The sequence below is a fragment of the Streptomyces sp. NPDC034085 genome (genome assembly GCF_055575555.1).
In genome coordinates this window covers 1-21,147 of sequence record NZ_JBVISL010000011.1, presented here as the reverse complement: position 1 = coordinate 21,147, position 21,147 = coordinate 1, and the positions used below count along the sequence as shown (strand labels likewise).

Genomic DNA, 21,147 nt, shown 5'->3' with positions numbered 1-21,147 from the left:
GTTCGGTACGGCCGTTACGGCGCTACGACGACCTCCTGGGCGGCGGCCGTCCCCCCGGCCAGCAGCGGGGCGTCGACGGGAACGTTCCGCTTGACCAGGGCGAGTGCGATCGGGCCGAGCTCGTGGTGGCGCACGGCGGTGGTGACGAAGCCGAGCTGGCGGCCGTCCTCCCCGTCCGCGGCGAGCCGTACGGGCGTGCCGTGCGCGGGGAGCAGCACCTCGGAGCCGTCCAGGTGCAGGAAGACCAGGCGGCGCGGGGGCTTCCCCAGGTTGTGGACGCGGGCCACCGTCTCCTGGCCCCGGTAGCAGCCCTTCTGCAGGTGCACCGCGGTGCCGATCCAGCCCAGCTCGTGCGGGATGGTCCGGTGGTCGGTCTCCAGACCGACGCGCGGCCGGTGGGCCTCGACGCGCAGCGCCTCGTAGGCGAGGAGCCCGGCGGCGGGGCCGTGGGCGGCGGCGAAGGCCTCCAGCTCGGCGCGGGGCAGGAAGACGTCCCGGCCGTGCCCGGTCTCGCGGACCACGTGCTCCTTGGCGACCTCGGCGATCGAGCCGGCCGGCAGGTGGACGACCGCGAAGTCGGCGGTGCGGTCGGCGACTTCGACGCGGTAGAAGAACTTCATCGACTCCAGGTAGCCGAGGAGCGCCTCCTGGGTCCCGGGCTCGACGTGCGCCCACACCGTCTCGCCGTCGTCCACGAGGTAGAGGGCGTGCTCGATGTGCCCGTTCGCGGAGAGGATCAGCGCCTCGGTGGCCTGCCCGGCCGGGAGGTCGCTGACGTGCTGGGTGAGCAGCAGGTGCAGCCAGCTCAGCCGGTCCGCGCCGGTGACGGTGACGACCCCGCGGTGGGAGAGGTCCACGAAGCCGCGGCCGTCGGCCAGGGCGCGCTGTTCGCCGTAGAGCTCTCCGTAGTGGGCGGCAACGCCCTCGTCACGGCCTTCGGCCTCTACGGCGCCGGGGAGATGGAGCAAGGGGCTGCTGGTCATGGCACCAGCCTACGACCCCGCTAGGAGGAGCCGGCCCGGCGCTCGGCCGCCGCGCACGTCTTGCACAGTCCGAAGATCGCGAAGTGCTTCATGTCGGTCTCGAACCCGAAGGTGGCGCGCAGCTTCGCCGTGAACTCGTCGGCGATCTCCACGTCCGCCTCGATGACGCCAGTGCACGTGCGGCAGACGAGGTGGATGTGGTGGTGCCGGTCGGCGAGGTGGTACGTGGGGGCTCCGTGCCCGAGATGGGCGTGGGAGACCAGTCCGAGCTCCTCCAGGAGCTCCAGGGTCCGGTACACCGTGGAGATGTTCACCCCGGAGGCCGTCTTGCGGACCTCCACGAGGATCTCGTCGGGGCTGGCGTGCTCCAGGGCGTCGACCGCTTCGAGCACGAGCTGGCGCTGCGGTGTCAGCCGGTAGCCGCGCTGCCGCAGATCGCTCTTCCAGTCGGTGGTCACCACCCGGCCAGTGTAAGCGCGCGAAGGGGACCGCGGGCGGTCCCCTTCGTCAGTCCGCAGGACTGCGGCGTGCTCAGCGGAAGAACGCGATGCCGTCTTCCGGCAGCTCCGGGAGGTTGCGCGCCATGTCGGCGATCTCCTCCGGGGTGACGACCTTCTTGAGCTGGGCCGACATGTACGGGCGCAGTTCGACGTCCGGGGTGGCCTTCTCGCCGACCCACATGAGGTCGCTCTTCACGTAGCCGTAGAGCCGCTTGCCGCCGCTGTACGGGCCGGACGCGGCCGTACGGGCCACCGCGTCGGTGACCAGGTCGATCTGCGGCTTCTGGTCGGCGAGCTCGCCGTACCAGACCTCGACGACGCCCTGGTCGCGCACCATGACGATCTCGACCTTGCGGTCCTTGTCGATGCGCCAGTAGCCCGACTCGGACTCCAGCGGGCGCACCTTGGCGCCCTCGGCGTCGAGCACCCAGGTACGGGAGGTGTACTCCAGGAAGTCCCGGCCGTCGTGGCTGAAGACGACTTCCTGGCCGAAGTTGCACTTCTCCTCGCCGGGGAAGTCGAAGACGCCGGCGCCTTCCCAGGTGCCGAGGAGGAAGGCGAGGGGGACGAGGCCCGGGTTCAGGTCGGACGGGATCTGGATCATGGTTGGCTGCTCAGGCGATCTGTGGGAGGGGTTCCGGTGCGGTCGGCTGGGCGGATGCTCAGCGCTGACCCTGGTACAGCTTCTTGACGGCCAGGCCGGTGAAGGCGAGGACGCCGACGCAGACCAGGACCAGCAGGGAGGTGAAGACTGCCTCAAGCACGGGGTGCTCCTCGGAGGTTTCGGTGCGGTGTACGGGGCCGGTCCCCAAGCCTACTGGCCCGGGGACCGGCGCACGCTGCGAGGTGGGCCGTACCGGCCCCCGGGATTCAGCTCAGCAGCTGCTGCTGCAGGATCACCGCCTGATGGAGCGGGATGGCCTCGGCCTTGCCCTTGCGGGTCTGGAGGATCACGGCCCGGACGTCGCCCGACTGGACGCACCCGACCCTGATCTGCTCGTCGCCGAAGGGAACGGATTCCTCGAGGACGGTGACGCCGCCGGGATCCGGGGCCGGCTGGTCGAGGCGGGCCTTGGACCAGGCGGTGTCCGCCTCGATCCGGTTGACGCCGTTCAGGTTCATGTCGGGCCCGCAGCCGGTGAAGGTGTCCGCGAACCCGGACGCGTGGAAACGCAGCAGGTAGACCCGGGTGCGAGTGCCGTCGGGGGTGGTCCAGCCGCGGGCCGCGATCTGGCGCAGGCCGTTGTGGGTGAACCCCTGCTTCATCTTCTCGCGCGCGGAGCCCTCGTACTCCTCGAGGAAGGTGTCCACGCTCACCACCGAGTCCTTCTCCAGCTTCAGCCCGGTGTCCGGTGCCGAGCCGAGCGGAGCGGGGAGGAGGAGCTGGGTCAGGCCGGCGTAGTGGATGCCGTCCTCGTTGTCCGTGGCGAAGGGCAGCGCCGCGCCGGGCGGGAGGGTGGGCTTGACCAGGGCCGGGTACGACCAGCGGCCGTCGCCGCGGGTGGACAGGCCGGGGATGTCGGTGCGGTCCGGCTGGGTGATCCCGTACGCGGTCCCCGCGCCGGCGGCCCCGAAGACGAGGGCGGCGGCGGTCCAGCGCAGGAGGGCGCGGAGCGCGCGGCGGTCCCGGGGGACGGCGGGGGCGGCGGGGACCTCTACGGCTGCGGGCGCAGCCGGGGTGTCCACGGCTTCGGGCGCAGCCGGGGCCGGAGCCGGGGCGGCGGTGGTGTTCGGCTCGGTCACGCGGACTCCCCGGGGGACTTCAGACGGGACAGCTGGTTCTTGAGGAATCCGGTGGCTTCGATCTTCGAGAACCCGTCCTTGGGCCCGTACGCGCGGAGGCTGACCAGGACGTCGTTCTGAACGGCCACGCAGTAGACGGAGTCGACCTTCTCCTGCTTCTCCTCGCCCACGGCCAGCAGGGAGCACTTGGCGTCCGGGTAGCCGTCCACCTTGGGTGCGTCACGGTCGTCGCCGTTGAGTTCGAGGAGCTTCTTGGACACCTCCGAGAAGGCCCCCACGGCCCGCGGGTCGGCCTGCATGAGGCGGATCTCCACGACCATGCTGCCGCCGGCGGCGGCGTAACTGCGGCCCGCCAGACCCTTGAGCTTGAGCTCGGCCAGCATGTCGTCGCGCTTCTTGCGCTCCGAAGTGGACAGGCCCTTGCGGGCCTCCTTGAAGCCCTCGACCGCCTTCTCGCCGGAGACGGAGAAGTCGTTCCCGTCTGCCGCGAGGTCGGGCCCCGCCGCGAATTCGGAGGGGGCCGGGAGCAGCTTGGCGGAGAGGTCGTTCGCGGGCACGGGTGCGGGGTTCTCCGCCTCCGGGAGCTTGCCTCCCGCCGGGACCCAGTAGGCGGTCGGCGCGGTCCGGTCGGCGCCCGCGATGGCGGAGGAAGCCCAGATCCCGCCGCCCACGAGGAGGGCGACGGCAACGGCCCCCGCGGCCCGGGCGGCCGTCCTGCGGCGGCCCGCCGTACCCGCCGGCCCGGCCGGGGCCCGGGTCTGCGGGACCGGAGTGGTCCCGTCCTGCGGCTCGGTGCCGGGCGCGGTATGCGGCGCGGTCTGCGGCTCGGTCACAGTCGCTCCAGCTGTCGCTTGGCCAGGTCGAGGACATCGCTCTCGGCGATCCGGCGGCCGCGCTTGTCGACGTAATAGAGGTCCAGGACGACGTCGCCCCGGCGGATGAGGGCACGGCTCTCCCGGACCGGAAGGTAGCCGGGCTCCTCGTGGGCTTCCGAGGCGACCCAGACGTGCCCGAGGTCCGCGGGGACGCCGGGGACGGCCACGCCGTCGTTGCCCGCGTATCTCTTCTCGGGCATGTACGACGCCTGCTCCCCCTGGTACGCGTCCGCGCCGGAGAAGTCGCGGAACTGCACGAGCCGGACCATCACCAGGACGTCGCCCTGGGTCCAGACGCGCGTGGCGAGGCGCCGGAACCCGTCCTCCAGGAAGCCGCGCAGGACGACGTCCGGCTTCTCGAAGGTCGTCGCGAAGGAGTCGAGGGTGTCGTAACCGTCGGCCTCGACCTTGGCGCCGGCGGGCGCCTCGATCAGGAGCTGGGCAAGGTCGTCGTCGGTCTTGTACCAGCGGTTGGCGTTGACCGACTTGACCGTCGTCGCGTCGTCCGGCGCCAGCGCCTTCGGCGTGTCCGGCTTCTGCTGCGCCAGCGGAGGCAGGGCGGTCGGTTCGCGGTGGTACTGGATCGCATAACCGGTGACCGTGCCGGCGAGCGCGCCGAGGGCCAGGGCGGCGGCGATCAGGAGCGTCGTGCCCCCGCGGCGGCGCGGGCCACGGGCCGGAGCGGAGACGTCCGGAATCGCCGGATCAACGGGTGGAATCTCGGGAGTACCCGATTCCTGGTTCTCGTTTTCCAAAACGGGGTCCCCCCACAGGGCTGGAGCCGCGGGAACGTTCGCCCGCGCACATCCAAGACACCCTGGGCCGGGGAGCCGTTGTACGCATCTTTATTACGCTTTTATATAGGCGGGATTCAGTCCTCCGGGCGGCGCCGCTTCCCGTCCAGTTCGTCCCACCATTCGTCCGACTTCGGATCGCCGGAGGGGTCGTCCCACCAGCGGTCGTCCGGGCCCCGGCGGTTGGCGACCATCGCGGCGACGGGCGGGATGACCATGGCGACCACGCACAGCGCGACCGCGGCCTCGACCGAGAACAGGCGCACGAAGGACCAGGCGGAGACGAAGAGGAACAGGCATCCGCCCATCAGCAGGAAATAGGCCCGCCGGCGCCGCGCGTACATAGCACCAGCGTAGGGCCGCGGGCGGACGGCGCGAAGGGCCGCACCCCGTTCCAGTGGCGTCCAACCCCCTGGGGTGCGGCCCTCCGGCCGGTTCGCTGTCGGTCAGGCGATCAGACCGCGATGGCGACGTCCGTCACGCCGCCGGCCTCGGCGACCACGACGGCGCGGTCGGCCTGGGCACCCGGGACGAGCGCCCGCAGCGTCCAGGAGCCGGTGGCCGCGTAGAAGCGGAACTGGCCGGTCGCGGAGGTCGGGACCTCGGCGGTGAACTCGCCGGTCGAGTCCAGCAGGCGGACGTAGCCGCTGACGGGCTCGCCGTCCTTGGTCACCTGGCCCTGGATCGCGGTCTCACCGGGCTTGAGCGTCGCGAGGTCGGGCCCGCCGATCTGTGCTCCACACATGTTCTCTGTCCTGTCCTAGAGAGGTTCTGCTGCCTACGGGGCGGGCGTCGCGTGCCCGGCCGGGGTTACTTGTTGGGGCCGAGCTCGATCGGCACGCCGACGAGCGAGCCGTACTCGGTCCAGGAGCCGTCGTAGTTCTTGACGTTCTCCTGGCCCAGGAGCTCGTGCAGCACGAACCACGTGAGCGCGGAGCGCTCGCCGATGCGGCAGTAGGCGATGGTGTCCTTCGCCAGGTCGACCTGCTCGGCCTGGTAGAGGGCGGTCAGCTCCTCGTCGGACTTGAAGGTGCCGTCGTCGTTGGCGTTCTTCGACCACGGGATGTTGCGGGCGCTCGGCACGTGGCCGGGGCGCTGCGACTGCTCCTGCGGGAGGTGCGCCGGGGCGAGCAGCTTGCCGGAGAACTCGTCGGGCGAGCGGACGTCGACCAGGTTCTGGGCGCCGATCGCGGCGACGACGTCGTCGCGGAAGGCGCGGATCGAGGTGTCCTGCGGCTTGGCCTTGTACTGGGTGGCCGGGCGGTTCGGGACGTCCTTGCCGTCGACCAGGTCGCGGGAGTCGAGCTCCCACTTCTTGCGGCCGCCGTCGAGGAGGCGGACGTCCTGGTGGCCGTAGAGCTTGAAGTACCAGTAGGCGTAGGAGGCGAACCAGTTGTTGTTGCCGCCGTAGAGGACGACGGTGTCGTCGTTGGAGATGCCCTTGGCGGAGAGGAGCTTCTCGAAGCCCTCCTGGTCGACGAAGTCACGGCGGACCGGGTCCTGGAGGTCCTGCTTCCAGTCGATCCGGACGGCGTTGGTGATGTGGTTCTTGTCGTACGCGGACGTGTCCTCGTCCACCTCGACGATCACGACGTTGGCGTCGTTCAGGTGGGCCTCGACCCAGTCGGCGTCTACGAGGACGTCGCTGCGGCTCATGGTGTTCTCCTCCGGGGCAGTTGCGGCGGGGCTGTGCTGGGCTTCTGCGAAGCGGGCCGTGCTGGTGCGTGCCGGGTGCGGTGGGGCCACCGGGCCCTGCGCGGGGAGGCGTCAGGAGGACGGGAGGCCAGTGCCGTGCGGTGCGGTCACGCGGAATGAAGGGCCGTCGGTCCGGCCGGTGGAGCGGAAGGCTCACACCTCACATGGAGCGACAGAGCATGGCGGCGACGCGACACAGGTCTACTGCCCGCCGCTTCGTGAGGTCCGCCTGCTGATGCTTCATAGCCATGGATCGTAGGGACGAACCGGCCGCCCTGTCACCGGTGTGTCATATACCGAGACAGGATCGTCCATTTGTCGGGATGAGAAAGCCCCGGAGGCCCGCCTCGCGGCCCTCCGGGGCTCTTCGTGCGGCCCGTCCTCCTGCGGATCGGACCGCGCCGTCTCACGATCCGGCCAGCGACACGTCCGTCCCGCTCAGCGTGAGGTGGACACCCGACTCGTCCGAGGTCAGCGCGGACAGCTTGAGCCCGGCCGGCAGCCCGTCGTCGATCCGGCGGTCGAAGTCGGTCCGCTTGCGCACCGCGCTCTCGATCCCCGGGATGCCCTCGCCCGGCACGGAGTCCGCGCGCACCCGGACGACCTTGCCGCTGCCCGAGTCCACGAGGGCGACCGTCGAGATCACGCTGCGGGTGACCGACCTGCCGAGGAACTCCACCGTCGCGGTGACCTTCACCTTGTTCGGCGCCCCGCCGTACGTCAGGACCACGCCGTTCTGCGAGGCCTTGGTGAGGTCCTCGTACGAGATCAGCGCGGTGCCCTCCGCGCGCCTGGCGGTGCCGCCGCTGTAGTCGCCGTTCAGCTTCACCTCGTGGAACGAGGCGTCGAGCTGCGAGAGCCGCGTCTTGCGGCCGTCGGCGGTGGCGTCGATGCCGGTCAGCTTCAGGTCGACCTGCTCCAGGTCGTGGCTGAGCGCCTGGGTCAGGAAGGGGAAGCCGTGGATCTCCACCTCCGCGCTGCCCGCGAGGCCCTGGCGGGACTGCACGCGGTCGGCCAGCCGGTTCTCGGCGTAGCCGACCGCCCAGCGGTCGACGCCCACGAACAGCGCCCCCAGCACCACGCCGATGATCACCACGACACGTATGAAACGCACGTGCCCCTCCCCCTACTAGTCGGTACGTCGTTCTAGTGGACCATGACCGGCCGTGAGGACGAGGTCAGCGGCGCTCCTGCCCGGGCAGCCGCCGGCTAGCCCACCACCCGGCCCATCAGGTAGACGGCGGGCGCCGCGGCGGCCAGCGGCAGCGCGACACCGGCCGTCATGTGGACGAACTTCGACGGGTAGTCGTACGCCGCCACGCGCAGCCCGATCAGCGCGCACACGCCGGCGGCGAGGCCGACCAGCGCCCCGCCCGCACCGAGCCCGGTCAGCCCGCCGACCGCGACGCCCGCACCGGCCGCGGCCGCCAGCGAGACGCCGACGGAGGCCGGGGTGGGCAGCGGCAGGGCCCGCGCGAACACGGCGACCGCGACGGCGGCGGCGCCGGTGGCCACCGGCTGCCAGTCCGCCGCGAGGAAGCCGGCGCACACGATGGCCAGCGCGGCGGACGCCACCGACGCCATCAGCCCGTACATCCGCTCGTCCGGGTCCGCGTGGCTGCGCAGCTGGAGGACGAGCGTGAGCAGCACCCAGGCCCCGAGGGTGCCGATGATCGCGCCGGGGCCGTACGTACGGTCCACCGCGAGCACCGCCGCGTCGGCGACGAGGGCGCCGGCGAAGGCGAGGACGATGCCCTGGCGGGCCGGCCACATGCCGTTGAGGCGGAACCAGCCGGCCGCGGTGAGCCCCTGGAGGGCGATGAGCGGGACCAGCAGGGCGTACTGGCCGAGCGCCGCCGCACCGGCCATGAGCAGCCCGAGCACGGCGGTGAGTATGGCCGACTGCGGACCGGGGTCGATGATCGGCGACCGGCCCTCGGCGCGGGCCTGGGCGGGGTCGACGGCGCGCAGGGTGTTGCCGCCGAGGGTCGGCGGCGAGTACTCGGCGGCCGGCCCGGCCTGCTGCGGGAGCGGCTGCGGCTGCCGCGCGGGCTCCGGCTCCGCCGCCACCGGGGGCAGGTACGCCGTCTGCGCGGCGGCGTCGGCGTCGGCGGACCAGGCGCCCTGCGCGGGAGCCTCGTGCCGCACCGGCGGCAGGTACGCGGTCTGCTCGGCGGCGCCCGCGTCCTCCCGCACCGGCGGCAGGTACGCCGTCTGCGCGGCAGCGTCGGCGGGCCAAACACCCTGCGCGGGGGCCTCGGACCGCACCGGCGGCAGGTACGCGGTCTGCTCGGCGGCGCCCGCGTCCTCCCGCACCGGCGGCAGGTACGCCGTCTCGGCGGCCGCGGCGGCCGGGCCGTCCGACCAGGGCGCGGCCGGGGCCTGCGGCTGCCGCGGCTGCGCGGGCTCGTCACGGAACCAGCCGTCGGGCACGGCGGGCTGCTGCGGCTGATGCTGCGGCTGCTGCTGCTGGGACGGGACCGGCGGCAGGTACGCCGTCTGCGCGGCGTCGGCGGACCAGGCGCCCTGCGCCGGGGCCTGCGGCTGCTCGTCGCGGAACCACCCCTCGGGCGCCGCGGGCTGCTGCTGGGGCGGCACCGGCGGCAGGTACGCCGTCTCGGCGGCGGCCCCGCCGGGCCCGGAGGCGTCCGGCCACGGCGCACCGCCGCCCCCGGTCTGCCCCCACTGCCCCTGCGGGGCGGGGGCGGGTGCGGCCGGCTGCCCGGGCACCGAGCCGAGCGGCGGCTGCACCGGCTGGTAGCCGGTCTCCCAGGTGTCGGCCTGCCAGGTCTGCGTCGCGTACGGGTCCTGCGCGGCGGCCTGCTGCTGCCGCTGCTGCTGCTGTTGTTCGTCGGGAGTGCTCATCGGTTTCCGCTCACCCGCCCGCGAACGGCGGGAGCACCTCGACGGTGCCCCCCTCGGTCAGCAGGACGGCATCGTGCGGGCGCTTGCCCACGGGCTCGTCGTTCACGAGGAAGGAGCAGCGCTGCAGGACCCGGGTCAGTTCCCCCGGATGGCGGTCCCGCACCGCGTCGAGCGCCTCGGCCAGGGTGTGCGCCGAGTACGGCTCCTCCGCCGTCTCGGCGGCGGCCTTCGCCGCCGCCCAGTAGCGGATGGTTCCGGTTGCCACTGCTGCTCCTATCGGTCGGCTCCGTCGGCTCTCTACCGTCGGCCTCCATGATGACCCCTCCGGCCCGCCACCCCCGCGTGCCCCCGCGCGCCGTCCGTGCGCCCGGAGGCACCGCAGGACCCGTCGGCAGGCCGCTCGATCCGGTGAAACCAGGGCATACGCAGGAGGAAGGCGTGGCGCGAACCACAGAATGCGGTGCACGGCAGCCCTCGGCCCCCCAAGGGCCGGTGGGCTATTCTGGCGGCGTAGAGGATCCGGGCAACGTAGCCCCCGGGTCCTTTTGTGCTTTCAGCACGTTGAACGGACCGAGAACAGTGGTATCCATCCGGACCCCAGGGCGCGGGGGCCGCGGCGGATGCCGGGCAAGTCGTACGAAGCAGTACCACGCACTCCCCCAGCTACCGCTGGGAGGTACCCCCGGGACGGGCCGAGGAGGAACCGACGTGATGGACCAGCCAAGCAAACAGGAGCACGGCCGCCGGACCGGGGCAGGTGGCCGGGCATGAGCTCTCTACTCCTGCTGACCAATGCCCTCCAGCCGTCGACCGAGGTGCTGCCCGCCCTCGGCCTGCTGCTGCACAACGTCCGGGTGGCACCCGCCGAGGGCCCGGCCCTGGTGGACACCCCGGGCGCGGACGTGATCCTCGTGGACGGCCGCCGCGACCTGCCCCAGGTGCGGTCGCTGTGCCAGCTGCTGCGGTCCACCGGACCCGGCTGCCCGTTGATCCTCGTCGTCACGGAGGGCGGCCTCGCGGCGGTCACCGCCGACTGGGGCATCGACGACGTGCTCCTGGACACCGCCGGCCCCGCCGAGGTCGAGGCCCGGCTGCGGCTGGCCACCGGCCGCCAGCAGCTCGGCTCGGACGACTCCCCGATGGAGATCCGCAACGGCGACCTGTCGGTCGACGAGGCGACGTACAGCGCGAAGCTGAAGGGGCGGGTCCTGGACCTGACCTTCAAGGAGTTCGAGCTCCTCAAGTACCTGGCCCAGCACCCCGGCCGGGTCTTCACCCGCGCCCAGCTCCTCCAGGAGGTCTGGGGCTACGACTACTTCGGCGGCACCCGGACGGTGGACGTCCACGTACGGCGGCTGCGCGCCAAGCTCGGTCCCGAGCACGAGTCCCTGATCGGGACGGTCCGCAACGTCGGCTACCGCTTCGTCACCCCGGAGAAGGTGGAGCGGGCGGCCGCCGAGGCCGCCGCCAAGCAGGGTGCGGGAAAGCCGGCGGCACCGGCCGCGGACCGTACGACCGGATCCGTAGCCCGTTCGGAGGAAGCTCCTGTGAGCAGTCCGTCGGCCAAACACCCTGCCCAGAGGTAGGTCACCCCGCGTAGACTTCGCGCGTGGCCAAGGTGACGCGGGATGACGTGGCGCGACTTGCGGGTACTTCTACCGCCGTCGTGAGCTACGTCATCAACAACGGACCCCGGCCGGTCGCCCCGGCCACGCGCGAGCGTGTACTCGCCGCGATCAAGGACCTGGGCTACCGCCCGGACCGGGTCGCCCAGGCGATGGCCTCGCGGCGCACCGACCTCATAGGCATGATCGTCCCCGACGCCCGCCAGCCCTTCTTCGCGGAGATGGCGCACGCGGTCGAGCAGGCGGCCGCCGAGCGCGGAAAGATGGTCCTCGTCGGGAACTCCGACTACCGGGACGAGCGCGAGGTGCACTACCTGCGGGCCTTCCTCGGCATGCGGGTGTCGGGACTGATCCTGGTCAGCCAGGGCATGAGCGAGCGCGCCGCCTCGGAGATCGACGCCTGGGACGCGCGGGTGGTGCTGCTGCACGAGCGGCCCGAGGCGCTCGACGACGTCGCCGTGGTCACCGACGACATCGGCGGCGCCCAGCTCGCCACCCGCCACCTGCTGGAACACGGGCACGCGTACGTCGCCTGCATCGGCGGCATCGAGAACACCCCCTCGGTCGGCGACCCGGTCGCCGACCACGTCGAGGGCTGGCGCCGGGCCATGCTGGAGGCCGGGCGGCCGGTGGAGGGCCGGCTCATCGAGGCCCCGTACAACCGCTACGACGCGTACACGGTCGCCCTGGAGGTCCTGGCCCGGCCCGACCGGCCCACGGCGATCTTCTGCGCGACGGACGACCAGGCCATCGGCGTGCTGCGCGCCGCCCGAGAGCTGCGGATCGACGTCCCCGGCGAACTCGCCGTCGCGGGCTTCGACGACGTCAAGGAGGCGGCCCTCACGGACCCGCCGCTGACGACGATCGCCTCGGACCGCCCGGCGATGGCCCGCGCGGCGGTGGACCTCGTCCTGGACGACGCCCTGCGCGTGGCGGGCTCCCGCCGCGAACGCCTGAAGCAGTTCCCCTCGGCCCTGGTCATCCGCCGCAGCTGCGGCTGCCGGTAGCCGCGCGGGGCGGGCCGGCGGGCGGTGTCCCCCCGGGCGGCCTCAGAGCCGGTTCGGGGCTTCCCGTCAGTCCCGCCCCACGAGCCGGCGGGCCCGCAGCCGAGCCCGCACCCTCCCCCGCGTCAGCTCTCCGTGCGGTACATCAGGTCGATCTCGTGCGTCGTGAACCCCAGGCCCTCGTACACCGCCAGGGCCGCCGGGTTGTCCGCGTCGACGTACAGCATCGCCGTCGGCAGGCCCGCCTCCGCCAGGTGCCGCAGGCCGATCGCCGTCAGAGCCTTGCCCAGGCCGCCGCCCTGCGCGCCCGGGCGGACGCCGACCACGTACACCTCGCCCAGCTGCTCCTCGGCGTGGACCTTCGTCCAGTGGAAGCCGACCAGTTCGCCCTCCCGCTCCGCCAGGAAGAAGCCCTTCGCGTCGAACCACGGCTGCGCGATCCGGTCGTCCAGGTCCCGCTGCGTCAGCGCGCCCTGCTCCGGGTGGTGGGCGAAGGCGGCGGCGTTGGCGGCCAGCCAGGCGGCGTCGTCCTGCCCGGGCACGAAGGTGCGGACCGTCACGCCGGCCGGGAGTGCCGCGTCGGGCAGCGGCGGCGCGTCGGGGCCGAGGGGGCGGCGCAGCTGGCGCAGTTCGCGGAAGAGCGTCAGGCCGAGCACCTGCGCGAGGTGCCGCGCGGCGGACTTGCCGCCGTGCGCCCAGACCCGGATCCGCTTGCCGGAGGCGTGCAGCAGGGCGGTGCCCAGCGCCCGCCCGTGGCCGCGGCCGCGCAGGGCGGGGTGGATGACGAGCTCGGCGGCGGGGGCCTCCACCGGGTCGGTGTCCTCCAGTTGGCCGTAGCCGCACAGCCGGCCGCCGTCGGTGACGAGGAAGTGCCGGATCCCCTCGCGCGGTCCGCCGCGCAGCTGGAGACGGCCCTGCTCGGAGACGGCGGTGGTGCCGTCGGTGCGCGCCGCCTCCGCGATGAGCGCCAGTACGGCGCCGGCCTGCTCCTCCGTCAGTTCCTCAAGGGTCTCAATCTGCCGTCCCGGCTCCAGGGCCGCTGCTGCGTCAGTCATGTTCCGAGCCTACGGCGCCGTCGCCCGGGGGCCGTGCGTAACCAGCTCGCAACCCGCTACCCCCTGTCGTGCTACGCGCGTTGACCTTAGGCTGCGAGGCACCTCCCAACTTGTCTCGCTGTCCACAAAGGGGACTAAATGTCAGCGAAGCCACAACGGCACCGCACGGCCCGCCGGTTGACCTTCGGCGCTCTCGCCCTCACGGCGGGTGCCGGCGCGATGGTCGCCGCCGCGCTGCCGGCCGGCGCCGCGAGTGGTGGCAGTGCTGCTCCCAAGAGCCGCACCGTCGACGTACAGATGCTGTCGTTCAACGACTTCCACGGCACGCTGGAGCCCCCGCAGGGCTCCTCCGGCACCGTGAGCGAACGGCAGGCAGACGGCACCACCAAGGCCATACCCGCAGGTGGGGTCGAGTACCTCGCCACCAGCCTGCGCGAGGCCCGCAAGGGCCACCCGTACTCCGTCACGGCCGCGGCCGGCGACATGATCGGCGGCAGTCCGATGCTGTCCGGTCTCTTCCACGACGAGCCGACCGTCGAGGCGCTCAACAAGCTGGACCTCGACGTGTCGAGCGTCGGCAACCACGAGTTCGACGAGGGCAGGACCGAGCTGCGCCGGATGGCGTACGGCGGTTGTCACCCGGTGGAAGGCTGCTTCGAGTACGGCAAGACCTTCACCGGAGCGCAGTTCCAGTACCTGGCCGCGAACGTGACGGACGAGAAGACCAAGCGTCCGCTGATGTCGCCCACCTTCATCTGGAAGAAGGGGGACGTGAAGATCGGCTTCATCGGCGTCACCCTGGAGGGCACTCCGGACGTCGTGACCGCCGAGGGCGTCAAGGGCCTGAAGTTCGGCGACGAGGTCGAGACGATCAACAAGTACGCCGCCGAGCTGAACAAGCAGGGCGTGAAGTCGATCGTGGCGCTGATCCACGAGGGCGGTCTGCCCGCGAGCGGCGCGTACAACTACGACTGTGACGTCCCGGGCGCCGGCGCCGGCATCTCGGGTGCGATCGTCGACATCGCCAAGAACGTCGACCCGAAGGTCGACGCGCTGGTGACGGGCCACACGCACCAGGCGTACTCGTGCAACATCCCCGACCCGGCGGGCAACCCGCGCGCGGTCACCTCGGCCGCCTCCTACGGCCGGCTGTTCACGGACACCACGCTGACGTACGACCGGGCCACGAAGGACATCGTCCGTACGCCGGCCAGTGCGCCGAAGCCGGTGAACAAGCTGGTCGGCCGCGACCAGCCGAAGGCCCCGGACATGTCCGAGCTGATCACCCGCTGGAAGGAGCTCGCCGCCCCGGTGGCGAACCGTCCGATGGGCTACATCTCGGCCGACATCGCGGGCCGCGGCTCGGAGGCGCCCGAGAAGCCGCTCGGCGACCTCATCGCCGACGCGCAGCTGGAGGCCACCGCCGCGGCGGACAAGGGCGGCGCGCAGCTGGCGATCATGAACCCGGGCGGCATCCGTGCCGACCTGGCCTACAAGGCCGCGGGTGACGAGGGCGACGGTGTGGTGACGTACGGCGAGTCGTACACGGTCCAGCCGTTCAACAACCTGATGAACATCGTGGACCTGACCGGCGCTCAGCTGATCACCGCGCTCCAGCAGCAGGTCAGCGGTCCGGTCAACGGCGCGAGCCCGAAGATCCTCCAGGTGTCGAAGGGCTTCACCTACACCCTGGACATGACGAAGACGGGCGCGGACCGCGTCGTCGTGGACTCGGTGAAGCTGAACGGCGCGGCGATCGACCCGGCCAAGACCTACCGGGTCGTGATGAACGAGTTCCTCGCGGGCGGCGGCGACGGCTTCACCGTCCTGAAGGAGCACAAGAACAAGCTGGTGGGCGCGTCCGACCTGGACGCCTTCAACGCCTACCTGGCGAAGTCGACGGCGGCGGCCCCGATCGCCCCGCCGGCGGGGGACCGGATCACGGTCGTCAAGTAGCACCTGCGCGCCCTGCGCGCGAGCACGAGCACGTCCCCGAGGGGGCGGTGGGCCGGCCGGCCCGCCGCCCCCTCGGGCATTCCCCCGCATCCCCCGCACCCCCGTGGCGGAGGGTCGGGCCTCAGAGCGCGGCCAGGAACGTCCCGACGGCCGCGTGGAAGCCCTCCGGGTCCGTGAAGGGCACGAAGTGGTCCCCGTCCAGGGCGGTGTACGAGGTCCCCGGGCGCCGGGTGACCATGGCGTCGGCGGTGGCCCGCGTGAGCGCCTGGCTGCGGGTGGCGTGGATCAGCAGGGCCGGGCAGGTGCTCGCGAGCCAGGTGTCCCAGTGGTCGCCCCGGCAGGCGCGGATGGAGTCGAGCATGTCCTGCCCGTGGAAGGCGAGCCGCCAGCCGCTCCCGTCGGAGAGCGGGCGCACCCCGTCGGCGACGAACGGCAGGGCGGCCGGGTCGACGGCGGCGAGCAGCTCCTCGCGGGTGGGGGCGCTGTAGGGGAGGGCCCCGAGGAAGTCGAACCACTGCGGGCCGGCCGCGATGTCGATGTCGACCGTGGCGTCGACGCCGATCAGGGCGCCCACCCGGCCGGGGTGCGCGGCGGCCAGGTGGTAGGCGTTGAGCCCGCCGAGGGAGTAGCCGAGGACGGTGACGGGCTCGGTGAGGCCGAGGTGGTCGAGGAGGGCGACGGCGTCGGCGACGTACCCCTCGCGGCGGTGGTGCGGGGCCCGGTCGGAGTCGCCGTGGCCGCGCTGGTCGGGGGCGATGACCCGCCACGCGTCGCCGAGGGAGGCGGCCAGGCCCGTGAAGGCGGCGGCTTCGGACATCCCGCCGTGCAGGGCGAGCAGCGGGCGGCCGGTGCCGCCGAAGTCCAGGTACGACAGCGCCCGTCCGTCGATGTCCAGTGTGTTGCGCATGTGCGGATCTCCCCGTTCGTCGGCCCAGGTGGTGGTTGCGGGCACCACCCTGCCAGCGTTTGGGCAAGCGCGCAATACAAACGTCTTGCGCATCCGCCCAATACCGCGCGGCCGATACCATCCACGGCATGGGAAATCGCGAGGAGCTGCTGGCCGGAGCGCGCCGCTGCCTGGAGGAGAAGGGGTACGCGCGCACGACCGTGCGCGACATCGCCTCGGCCGCGCAGGTGAGCATGGCCGCGATCGGCTACCACTTCGGATCGCGCGAGGCGCTGCTCAACCAGGCGCTGTTCGCCGCGATGGACGAGTGGGCCGCCGGCTCCGGCCGGCTCACCGGGCAGGGCGCGACCGCGGCGGAGCGGTACGCCGACACCTGGGACCGCAAGGTCCGCGACTTCCTCGACATGCGCTGGCTGTGGACCGCCAACATCGAGGCCTTCGTGCACGCCCAGTCCTCGCCCGAACTCCTCGCGGTGCTCGCCGAGGGCCAGCGCCGGTCCCGGCGCATGGTGGCCGCCCACCTGGCGGGCGTGTCCGAGGAGGCGGTGGCGGAGGAGGACGTACGGGCCCTGGGGTCGCTGCACCTCGCACTGCTGAGCGGGGTCATGGTGCAGGCCCTGACCGACCCCGAGCAGGCCCCGACCGGCAGCGAGCTCACCCAAGGGCTGCGCAGGATGGTCGAGTTGCTGGAGAAGCCCGCCCCTACCGACGGGTAGTAAACGCCGCTTCCGCACGCCATAATCCCGTCCCATCACCGGGTCGGCGAAGGGGCGGGGCATGGCAGTGGACCGACGGGCGTTTCTGGTCGGGGCGACGGCGGCGGGCGCGGGCGCGCTCCAGGGTGTCGGGGCGGCGGCACCCGCCTCCGCGAGGACCCTCGGCACACAGGACTGGATGGCCGGCCTGGCCGACTCCACCGCCCTCCAGCGGATGACCATCCCCGGCACCCACGACTCCGGCGCCCGCCAGGGCGGGCTGTACGTCGCCTGCCAGAACACCTCGATCGCCGAACAGCTGGACTCCGGGATCCGCTTCCTGGACGTCCGCTGCCGGGTGACCGGCGGCTCCTTCGCCATCCACCACGGCGCGTTCTACCAGGACCTGATGTTCGGTGACGTCCTCGTCGCCTGCTGGAACTTCCTCGCCGCGCACCCCTCCGAGACGGTGCTGATGCGCGTCAAGCAGGAGTACTCCTCCGACAGCGACGCCACCTTCCGCGCCGTCTTCGACGACTACCTCGACCACCGCGGCTGGCGCCCGCTCTTCCGGATCGCCGACACCCTGCCCACCCTCGGGCAGGCCCGCGGCAAGGTCGTCCTCCTCGCCGACAACGCCGGACTGCCCGGCCTGCGCTACGGCGACGGAGCCGTCTTCGACATCCAGGACGACTACAACACCGAGCCCTTCGCCAAGCGCACCCGCATCGAGAACCACTTCCGCAAGGCCGTCCAGCAGCCCGGCAAGCTCTTCCTCAACTACGTCAGCACGGCCGCGTACATGCCCCCGCGGTGGAACTCCGACCGCCTCAACCCGCAGGTCCACGCCTTCGTCGACGGCGCCGAACTGGCCGGCCGCACCGGCCTCGGCATCGTCCCGATGGACTTCCCGAACACCCGCTCCGGGCTGGTCGCCTCACTGATCCGGCACAACTGACGGCTCCGGCGACGGCGGCGGGGCGGGGGCGCCCGGGATGCGCAGGACCGCCTCCGTGCCGCCCGCCCCGTCCGCGGCGGCCCGCAGCTCCGCGCTGCCGCCCGCGCGGGCCGCCGTACGGGCCACGATCGACAGGCCCAGCCCGCTGCCGGGCAGGGCGCGGGCCGAGGGGGAGCGCCAGAACCGCTCGAAGACGTGCGGGAGGTCATCGGCCGGGATGCCCGGGCCGTGGTCGCGTACGGTCAGCTCCCCCGCCCGCAGGGACACCTCGACCGCGCCGCCCGGGGGGCTGAACTTCACCGCGTTGTCCAGGACGTTGACCACCGCCCGCTCCAGCGCCGCCGCCTCGCCCCGCACGTACCAGGGCTCCAGGGCGGATTCGAAGCGCAGCTCCGGTCCGCGCAGCCGGGCCCGGGACAGGGCCGAGGCGGCGATCTCGTGCAGGGCCACCACCCCCAGCGGGGCGTGCGGGGCCGCGTCCGGGCGGGACAGCTCCTGGAGGTCGCCGATCAGCGCGGCCAGCTCCGTCATCTGCGCCTTGACGGAGGCGAGCAGCTCCCGCCGGTCCTCGGGCGGGATGGCGCGGCCGGTCTCCTCGCTGCGCGCGAGCAGCTCGATGTTGGTGCGGAGCGAGGTGAGCGGGGTCCGCAGCTCGTGCCCGGCGTCGGCGATCAGCTGGGCCTGGCGCTCCTGGGAGGAGGCGAGCGCGGCGGTCATGGAGTTGAAGGACCGTGACAGCCGGGCGATCTCGTCGTCGCCCTCCTCGGGGATCCGTACCGTCAGGTCCTCGGTCCGGGCGACGTGCTCGACGACCCCGGTCAGTTCGTCGACGGGCCGCAGCCCCGTGCGGGCCACCCACAGGCCGGCCGCGCCGGCGCCCACCACGCCGATGCCGGAGACCAGGAGCAGCACCCAGGCGAGGGTGGAGAGGGGCTTGTCGATGTCGGCGAGGGGCTTGGCGATGGAGATCGCGAACCGCTGTCCGCCGGGGAGGCTGGCGGACTTGGTGTAGACGCGCATGCCGGTGCCGTCGTCGGTCGTCACGTCGTGCAGCCGTCGGGCGTTCGGGGTCGCCGCGACCTCCAGGTCGGCCTGGGTGACCGGCAGGTCGCGCCGGCCGTCGACCAGGCAGCGGCCGCCGTCGGCGGTGACGATCTGGACCGTCGCGTTCAGTTCCTCGGCGATGCTGGGCGAGGTCTGGGCCGGCCGGGTCGCGCATCCCTCGCGCAGGGTGCGCAGCACCTGGTCGTTGGGGTTCGTGGCCATCAGGGACTGGTTGAGCTGGTCGTTCAGCTGGGCCCGGACCATCACCCAGGACACCCCCGCCACCGCCGCCACGGCCACCGCCACCGCCACGGTGACCAGCAGCGCGAGGCGCGAGCGCAGCGGCAGGGCGCGGAACCGGGCGGCCGGGCTCACTCGGGCCCGCCGTCGCCGGCGCGCAGGACGTAGCCGACCCCGCGCACGGTGTGCACCAGGCGCGGCTCGCCGCCCGCCTCGGTCTTGCGGCGCAGGTACATCACGTACACGTCCAGGGAGTTGGAGCTGGGCTCGAAGTCGAAGCCCCACACCGTCTTGAGGATCTGCTCGCGGGTCAGCACCTGGCGCGGGTGGGCGAGGAACATCTCCAGCAGCGTGAACTCCGTACGGGTCAGCTCCACCGGCCGCCCGCCGCGGGTGACCTCGCGGGTGGCGAGGTCCATGCGCAGGTCGCCGAAGGTGAGGGCGTCCCCGGCGGGTTCCGGCCCGGCCGCGGGGGCGGCGTAGGAGCTGCGGCGCAGCAGCGCGCGCACGCGGGCGAAGAGCTCGTCCAGCTCGAACGGCTTGACGAGGTAGTCGTCGGCGCCCGCGTCGAGGCCGGTGACGCGGTCGCCGACGGTGTCGCGGGCGGTCAGCATCAGCACCGGGGTGACGCTGCCGGAGGCACGCAGCCGGCGGGCCGCCGTCAGGCCGTCCATCCGCGGCATCTGGATGTCCAGGACGATCAGGTCCGGGCCGTACGAGGCCGCCTGGTCGAGGGCGTCGAGGCCGTCGACGGCGGTCGCCACGGCGTACCCCTCGAAGGCGAGGCTGCGGCGCAGGGCCTCACGTACGGCCGGCTCGTCGTCGACGACGAGGATCCGCTGCGGGTCGCCTTCGGCGGGATTCATGACGGGTCCCCCAGGGGTGGTGGTCGGTGCGCGGGACAGCCCCCAGGGTCTCAGAAGGAGGTGCCGAAGCCGGTGGCGCCGCTGTCGCCGCCGCCCTGGCCCGCGCCGCCCCGGCGGAGGGAGTCGAGGTCGGCCTTGACGGTGTTGACCGGGATGGCGAAGCCGAGGCCGACGCTGCCGGCGCCGGAGCTGTCGCCGGCGGGCGAGTAGATCGCGGAGGGCATGCCGACGATCTCGCCGTTCATGTTGACGAGGGCGCCCCCGGAGTTGCCCGGGTTGAGCGAGGCGTCCGTCTGGATGGCCTTGTAGGAGGTGGTGTCCGAGCCGGTCGTGCCGTTGAACTGCTGCCCGCCGTACGAGAACGGCCAGCCGCCGCCCTGCCGCTGCGGGGACTGCCGGCGGTCCTCGGACTTGGGCACGTTCACCTCGCGGTTCAGCGCCGAGACGATGCCGCTGGTGACGGTGCCGGTCAGGCGGTCGGGGGAGCCGATGGCGACGACCTCGTCGCCGACCTTGAGCCGGTCGGAGTCGCCGAGCCTGGCGGGCTTGAGGCCGCTCGCGCCCTGGAGCTTGATCAGGGCGAGGTCCTTGTCGGGATCGGTCCCGACGATCTTCGCCTCGTACTTCTTCCCGTCGCTCGTCGTCACCCCGATCTCGGAGGCGCCGGCGACGACGTGGTTGTTGGTGGCGATCTCGCCGTCGGCGGTGAGCACGAAGCCGGAACCGGTACCGGTGCCGCCCTGCGCGGAACCGGTGCGGGTGTCGATGCGGACGACGGACGGGCTGACCTGCTCGGAGACGCCGGCGACGGTGCCGGAGCCGGACTGCGAGACGTTGGTCCCGCTGAAGCCGCCGCCGGCGGCTCCGCCCTGCCCGAGGAACTGCTGCACGCCGACGGCCGTACCGCCGCCGACCAGGGCCGCCGCGAGGGCGACGGCGGTGATCAGCCCGACGGGGCGCCTGGCGCGGGCCGCGTGCGCGGGGCCGGCCGGGGCGGCCGCGGAGGCCACCGGCGGCTGGTGCGCCTCGTACCAGCCGGGGGCGCGGCCGTCCGCGCTGCCCGGCGGGTACGGGGGCGGCGGCGGATACCCGCCGGCCCCGGCATCCCGGGCCAGCCGCTCGCGGCCCCGCTGCCAGTCGTCCCCGAAGGGCGCGCCGTGGCGGTCCGGGCCGTTCTCCTGGTTCTGCTGCGGGTGGCCGCCATCGCGGCGGAAGCTGTCGGTCATGCCAGCGACTCTGTCCGCGGATGATGAAAGCATTCTGAATCCCGCCTGAGAAGCCCGACAGAACCCCGTAGGCCCGGCATAAGTCCCCCCTCGCCACCGGGGCGGGGGAAGGACGC

At 72.8% G+C, this 21,147-nt stretch carries 23 protein-coding genes; 5 read left to right on the top strand and 18 right to left on the bottom strand.

Annotated elements, in window-relative coordinates:
• Positions 1-14: 14 nt before the first annotated feature.
• The 13 genes from ygfZ to ACZ501_RS29290 all read right to left on the bottom strand — a co-directional run bounded on the left by ygfZ (position 15) and on the right by ACZ501_RS29290 (position 9,720).
• A complete protein-coding gene (gene ygfZ, locus ACZ501_RS29350; RefSeq protein ID WP_361604338.1) occupies positions 15-983 on the bottom strand; it encodes a CAF17-like 4Fe-4S cluster assembly/insertion protein YgfZ in 969 nt (322 codons plus the stop codon).
• Positions 984-1,003: 20 nt separating this feature from the next.
• A complete protein-coding gene (locus tag ACZ501_RS29345) occupies positions 1,004-1,444 on the bottom strand; it encodes a Fur family transcriptional regulator (RefSeq protein WP_361604341.1) in 441 nt (146 codons plus the stop codon).
• A 70-nt stretch (positions 1,445-1,514) separates the two neighbouring features.
• Positions 1,515-2,087, bottom strand: a complete 573-nt coding sequence (locus tag ACZ501_RS29340) for a heme-binding beta-barrel domain-containing protein (RefSeq protein WP_361604344.1) — start codon at positions 2,085-2,087, stop codon at positions 1,515-1,517.
• A gap of 266 nt (positions 2,088-2,353) precedes the next feature.
• A complete protein-coding gene (locus ACZ501_RS29335) occupies positions 2,354-3,226 on the bottom strand; it encodes a hypothetical protein (protein ID WP_468799490.1) in 873 nt (290 codons plus the stop codon).
• Complete coding sequence (locus ACZ501_RS29330) at positions 3,223-4,059, bottom strand: hypothetical protein (protein ID WP_361604350.1); 837 nt, start codon at positions 4,057-4,059, stop codon at positions 3,223-3,225. Before ACZ501_RS29330 ends, ACZ501_RS29335 begins: the two co-directional genes overlap by 4 nt.
• The gene (locus ACZ501_RS29325) at positions 4,056-4,856 is read right to left on the bottom strand and encodes a hypothetical protein (protein WP_468799488.1); all 801 of its coding nucleotides are present in this window, start codon (positions 4,854-4,856) and stop codon (positions 4,056-4,058) included. Before ACZ501_RS29325 ends, ACZ501_RS29330 begins: the two co-directional genes overlap by 4 nt.
• 116 nt (positions 4,857-4,972) lie before the next feature.
• Positions 4,973-5,239: a DUF3099 domain-containing protein gene (locus tag ACZ501_RS29320; protein ID WP_361604356.1), complete on the bottom strand. Its 267-nt coding sequence runs from the start codon at positions 5,237-5,239 to the stop codon at positions 4,973-4,975.
• 110 nt (positions 5,240-5,349) lie between these two features.
• Positions 5,350-5,640: a DUF1416 domain-containing protein gene (locus ACZ501_RS29315; protein ID WP_030030422.1), complete on the bottom strand. Its 291-nt coding sequence runs from the start codon at positions 5,638-5,640 to the stop codon at positions 5,350-5,352.
• A gap of 65 nt (positions 5,641-5,705) precedes the next feature.
• Positions 5,706-6,551: a sulfurtransferase gene (locus ACZ501_RS29310; protein ID WP_361604360.1), complete on the bottom strand. Its 846-nt coding sequence runs from the start codon at positions 6,549-6,551 to the stop codon at positions 5,706-5,708.
• A gap of 199 nt (positions 6,552-6,750) precedes the next feature.
• A complete protein-coding gene (locus ACZ501_RS29305; RefSeq protein WP_350206375.1) occupies positions 6,751-6,834 on the bottom strand; it encodes a putative leader peptide in 84 nt (27 codons plus the stop codon).
• A gap of 162 nt (positions 6,835-6,996) precedes the next feature.
• Entirely contained in the window at positions 6,997-7,704 is a 708-nt protein-coding gene (locus ACZ501_RS29300; protein ID WP_468799486.1) for an LmeA family phospholipid-binding protein, read from the bottom strand.
• 95 nt (positions 7,705-7,799) lie between these two features.
• The gene (locus ACZ501_RS29295) at positions 7,800-9,455 is read right to left on the bottom strand and encodes a hypothetical protein (RefSeq protein WP_468799485.1); all 1,656 of its coding nucleotides are present in this window, start codon (positions 9,453-9,455) and stop codon (positions 7,800-7,802) included.
• 10 nt (positions 9,456-9,465) lie between these two features.
• Positions 9,466-9,720, bottom strand: a complete 255-nt coding sequence (locus ACZ501_RS29290) for a MoaD/ThiS family protein (RefSeq protein WP_361608620.1) — start codon at positions 9,718-9,720, stop codon at positions 9,466-9,468.
• Positions 9,721-10,222: 502 nt separating this feature from the next.
• Here ACZ501_RS29290 and ACZ501_RS29285 point away from each other — a divergent pair.
• Both ACZ501_RS29285 and ACZ501_RS29280 read left to right on the top strand, forming a co-directional pair.
• Complete coding sequence (locus tag ACZ501_RS29285) at positions 10,223-11,041, top strand: response regulator transcription factor (RefSeq protein WP_361608618.1); 819 nt, start codon at positions 10,223-10,225, stop codon at positions 11,039-11,041.
• Between the two features lie 23 nt (positions 11,042-11,064).
• Positions 11,065-12,087, top strand: a complete 1,023-nt coding sequence (locus tag ACZ501_RS29280) for a LacI family DNA-binding transcriptional regulator (protein WP_361608616.1) — start codon at positions 11,065-11,067, stop codon at positions 12,085-12,087.
• Positions 12,088-12,209: 122 nt separating this feature from the next.
• Here the strand turns inward: ACZ501_RS29280 and mshD are convergent, their stop codons facing one another.
• A complete protein-coding gene (gene mshD / locus ACZ501_RS29275) occupies positions 12,210-13,139 on the bottom strand; it encodes a mycothiol synthase (protein WP_361608614.1) in 930 nt (309 codons plus the stop codon).
• Positions 13,140-13,277: 138 nt separating this feature from the next.
• On the opposite strand from mshD, the gene ACZ501_RS29270 reads away from it, so the two are divergent.
• A complete protein-coding gene (locus ACZ501_RS29270; RefSeq protein ID WP_468799483.1) occupies positions 13,278-15,095 on the top strand; it encodes a bifunctional metallophosphatase/5'-nucleotidase in 1,818 nt (605 codons plus the stop codon).
• 121 nt (positions 15,096-15,216) lie between these two features.
• On the opposite strand, the gene ACZ501_RS29265 is transcribed toward ACZ501_RS29270, so the two are convergent.
• Positions 15,217-16,002, bottom strand: coding sequence for an alpha/beta fold hydrolase (locus ACZ501_RS29265; protein WP_468799481.1), 786 nt, complete (start codon positions 16,000-16,002; stop codon positions 15,217-15,219).
• 128 nt (positions 16,003-16,130) lie between these two features.
• On the opposite strand from ACZ501_RS29265, the gene ACZ501_RS29260 reads away from it, so the two are divergent.
• Both ACZ501_RS29260 and ACZ501_RS29255 read left to right on the top strand, forming a co-directional pair.
• Positions 16,131-16,718, top strand: a complete 588-nt coding sequence (locus ACZ501_RS29260) for a TetR/AcrR family transcriptional regulator (RefSeq protein WP_468799479.1) — start codon at positions 16,131-16,133, stop codon at positions 16,716-16,718.
• 61 nt (positions 16,719-16,779) lie between these two features.
• Positions 16,780-17,655, top strand: a complete 876-nt coding sequence (locus ACZ501_RS29255) for a phosphatidylinositol-specific phospholipase C (RefSeq protein ID WP_468799477.1) — start codon at positions 16,780-16,782, stop codon at positions 17,653-17,655.
• On the opposite strand, the gene ACZ501_RS29250 is transcribed toward ACZ501_RS29255, so the two are convergent.
• From ACZ501_RS29250 to ACZ501_RS29240, 3 genes are read right to left on the bottom strand one after another with little or no spacing between them, the layout of a single operon-like run.
• A complete protein-coding gene (locus ACZ501_RS29250; RefSeq protein WP_362466511.1) occupies positions 17,635-19,074 on the bottom strand; it encodes a sensor histidine kinase in 1,440 nt (479 codons plus the stop codon). The genes ACZ501_RS29255 and ACZ501_RS29250 overlap by 21 nt on opposite strands.
• Entirely contained in the window at positions 19,071-19,805 is a 735-nt protein-coding gene (locus ACZ501_RS29245) for a response regulator transcription factor (protein ID WP_361608602.1), read from the bottom strand. Before ACZ501_RS29245 ends, ACZ501_RS29250 begins: the two co-directional genes overlap by 4 nt.
• A 50-nt stretch (positions 19,806-19,855) precedes the next feature.
• The gene (locus ACZ501_RS29240; protein ID WP_468799475.1) at positions 19,856-21,031 is read right to left on the bottom strand and encodes a S1C family serine protease; all 1,176 of its coding nucleotides are present in this window, start codon (positions 21,029-21,031) and stop codon (positions 19,856-19,858) included.
• Positions 21,032-21,147 lie beyond the last annotated feature (116 nt).

What these genes read in the sequence shown, in the direction of transcription:
- ygfZ (WP_361604338.1), bottom strand. Translation starts at nt 983, where the DNA reads ATGACCAGCAGCCCCTTGCTCCATCTCCCCGGCGCCGTAGAGGCCGAA.
- ACZ501_RS29340 (WP_361604344.1), bottom strand. Translation starts at nt 2,087, where the DNA reads ATGATCCAGATCCCGTCCGACCTGAACCCGGGCCTCGTCCCCCTCGCC.
- ACZ501_RS29320 (WP_361604356.1), bottom strand. Translation starts at nt 5,239, where the DNA reads ATGTACGCGCGGCGCCGGCGGGCCTATTTCCTGCTGATGGGCGGATGC.
- ACZ501_RS29315 (WP_030030422.1), bottom strand. Translation starts at nt 5,640, where the DNA reads ATGTGTGGAGCACAGATCGGCGGGCCCGACCTCGCGACGCTCAAGCCC.
- ACZ501_RS29310 (WP_361604360.1), bottom strand. Translation starts at nt 6,551, where the DNA reads ATGAGCCGCAGCGACGTCCTCGTAGACGCCGACTGGGTCGAGGCCCAC.
- ACZ501_RS29305 (WP_350206375.1), bottom strand. Translation starts at nt 6,834, where the DNA reads ATGAAGCATCAGCAGGCGGACCTCACGAAGCGGCGGGCAGTAGACCTG.
- ACZ501_RS29295 (WP_468799485.1), bottom strand. Translation starts at nt 9,455, where the DNA reads ATGAGCACTCCCGACGAACAACAGCAGCAGCAGCGGCAGCAGCAGGCC.
- ACZ501_RS29285 (WP_361608618.1), top strand. Translation starts at nt 10,223, where the DNA reads ATGAGCTCTCTACTCCTGCTGACCAATGCCCTCCAGCCGTCGACCGAG.
- mshD (WP_361608614.1), bottom strand. Translation starts at nt 13,139, where the DNA reads ATGACTGACGCAGCAGCGGCCCTGGAGCCGGGACGGCAGATTGAGACC.
- ACZ501_RS29270 (WP_468799483.1), top strand. Translation starts at nt 13,278, where the DNA reads ATGTCAGCGAAGCCACAACGGCACCGCACGGCCCGCCGGTTGACCTTC.
- ACZ501_RS29265 (WP_468799481.1), bottom strand. Translation starts at nt 16,002, where the DNA reads ATGCGCAACACACTGGACATCGACGGACGGGCGCTGTCGTACCTGGAC.
- ACZ501_RS29260 (WP_468799479.1), top strand. Translation starts at nt 16,131, where the DNA reads ATGGGAAATCGCGAGGAGCTGCTGGCCGGAGCGCGCCGCTGCCTGGAG.
- ACZ501_RS29255 (WP_468799477.1), top strand. Translation starts at nt 16,780, where the DNA reads ATGGCAGTGGACCGACGGGCGTTTCTGGTCGGGGCGACGGCGGCGGGC.
- ACZ501_RS29245 (WP_361608602.1), bottom strand. Translation starts at nt 19,805, where the DNA reads ATGAATCCCGCCGAAGGCGACCCGCAGCGGATCCTCGTCGTCGACGAC.
- ACZ501_RS29240 (WP_468799475.1), bottom strand. Translation starts at nt 21,031, where the DNA reads ATGACCGACAGCTTCCGCCGCGATGGCGGCCACCCGCAGCAGAACCAG.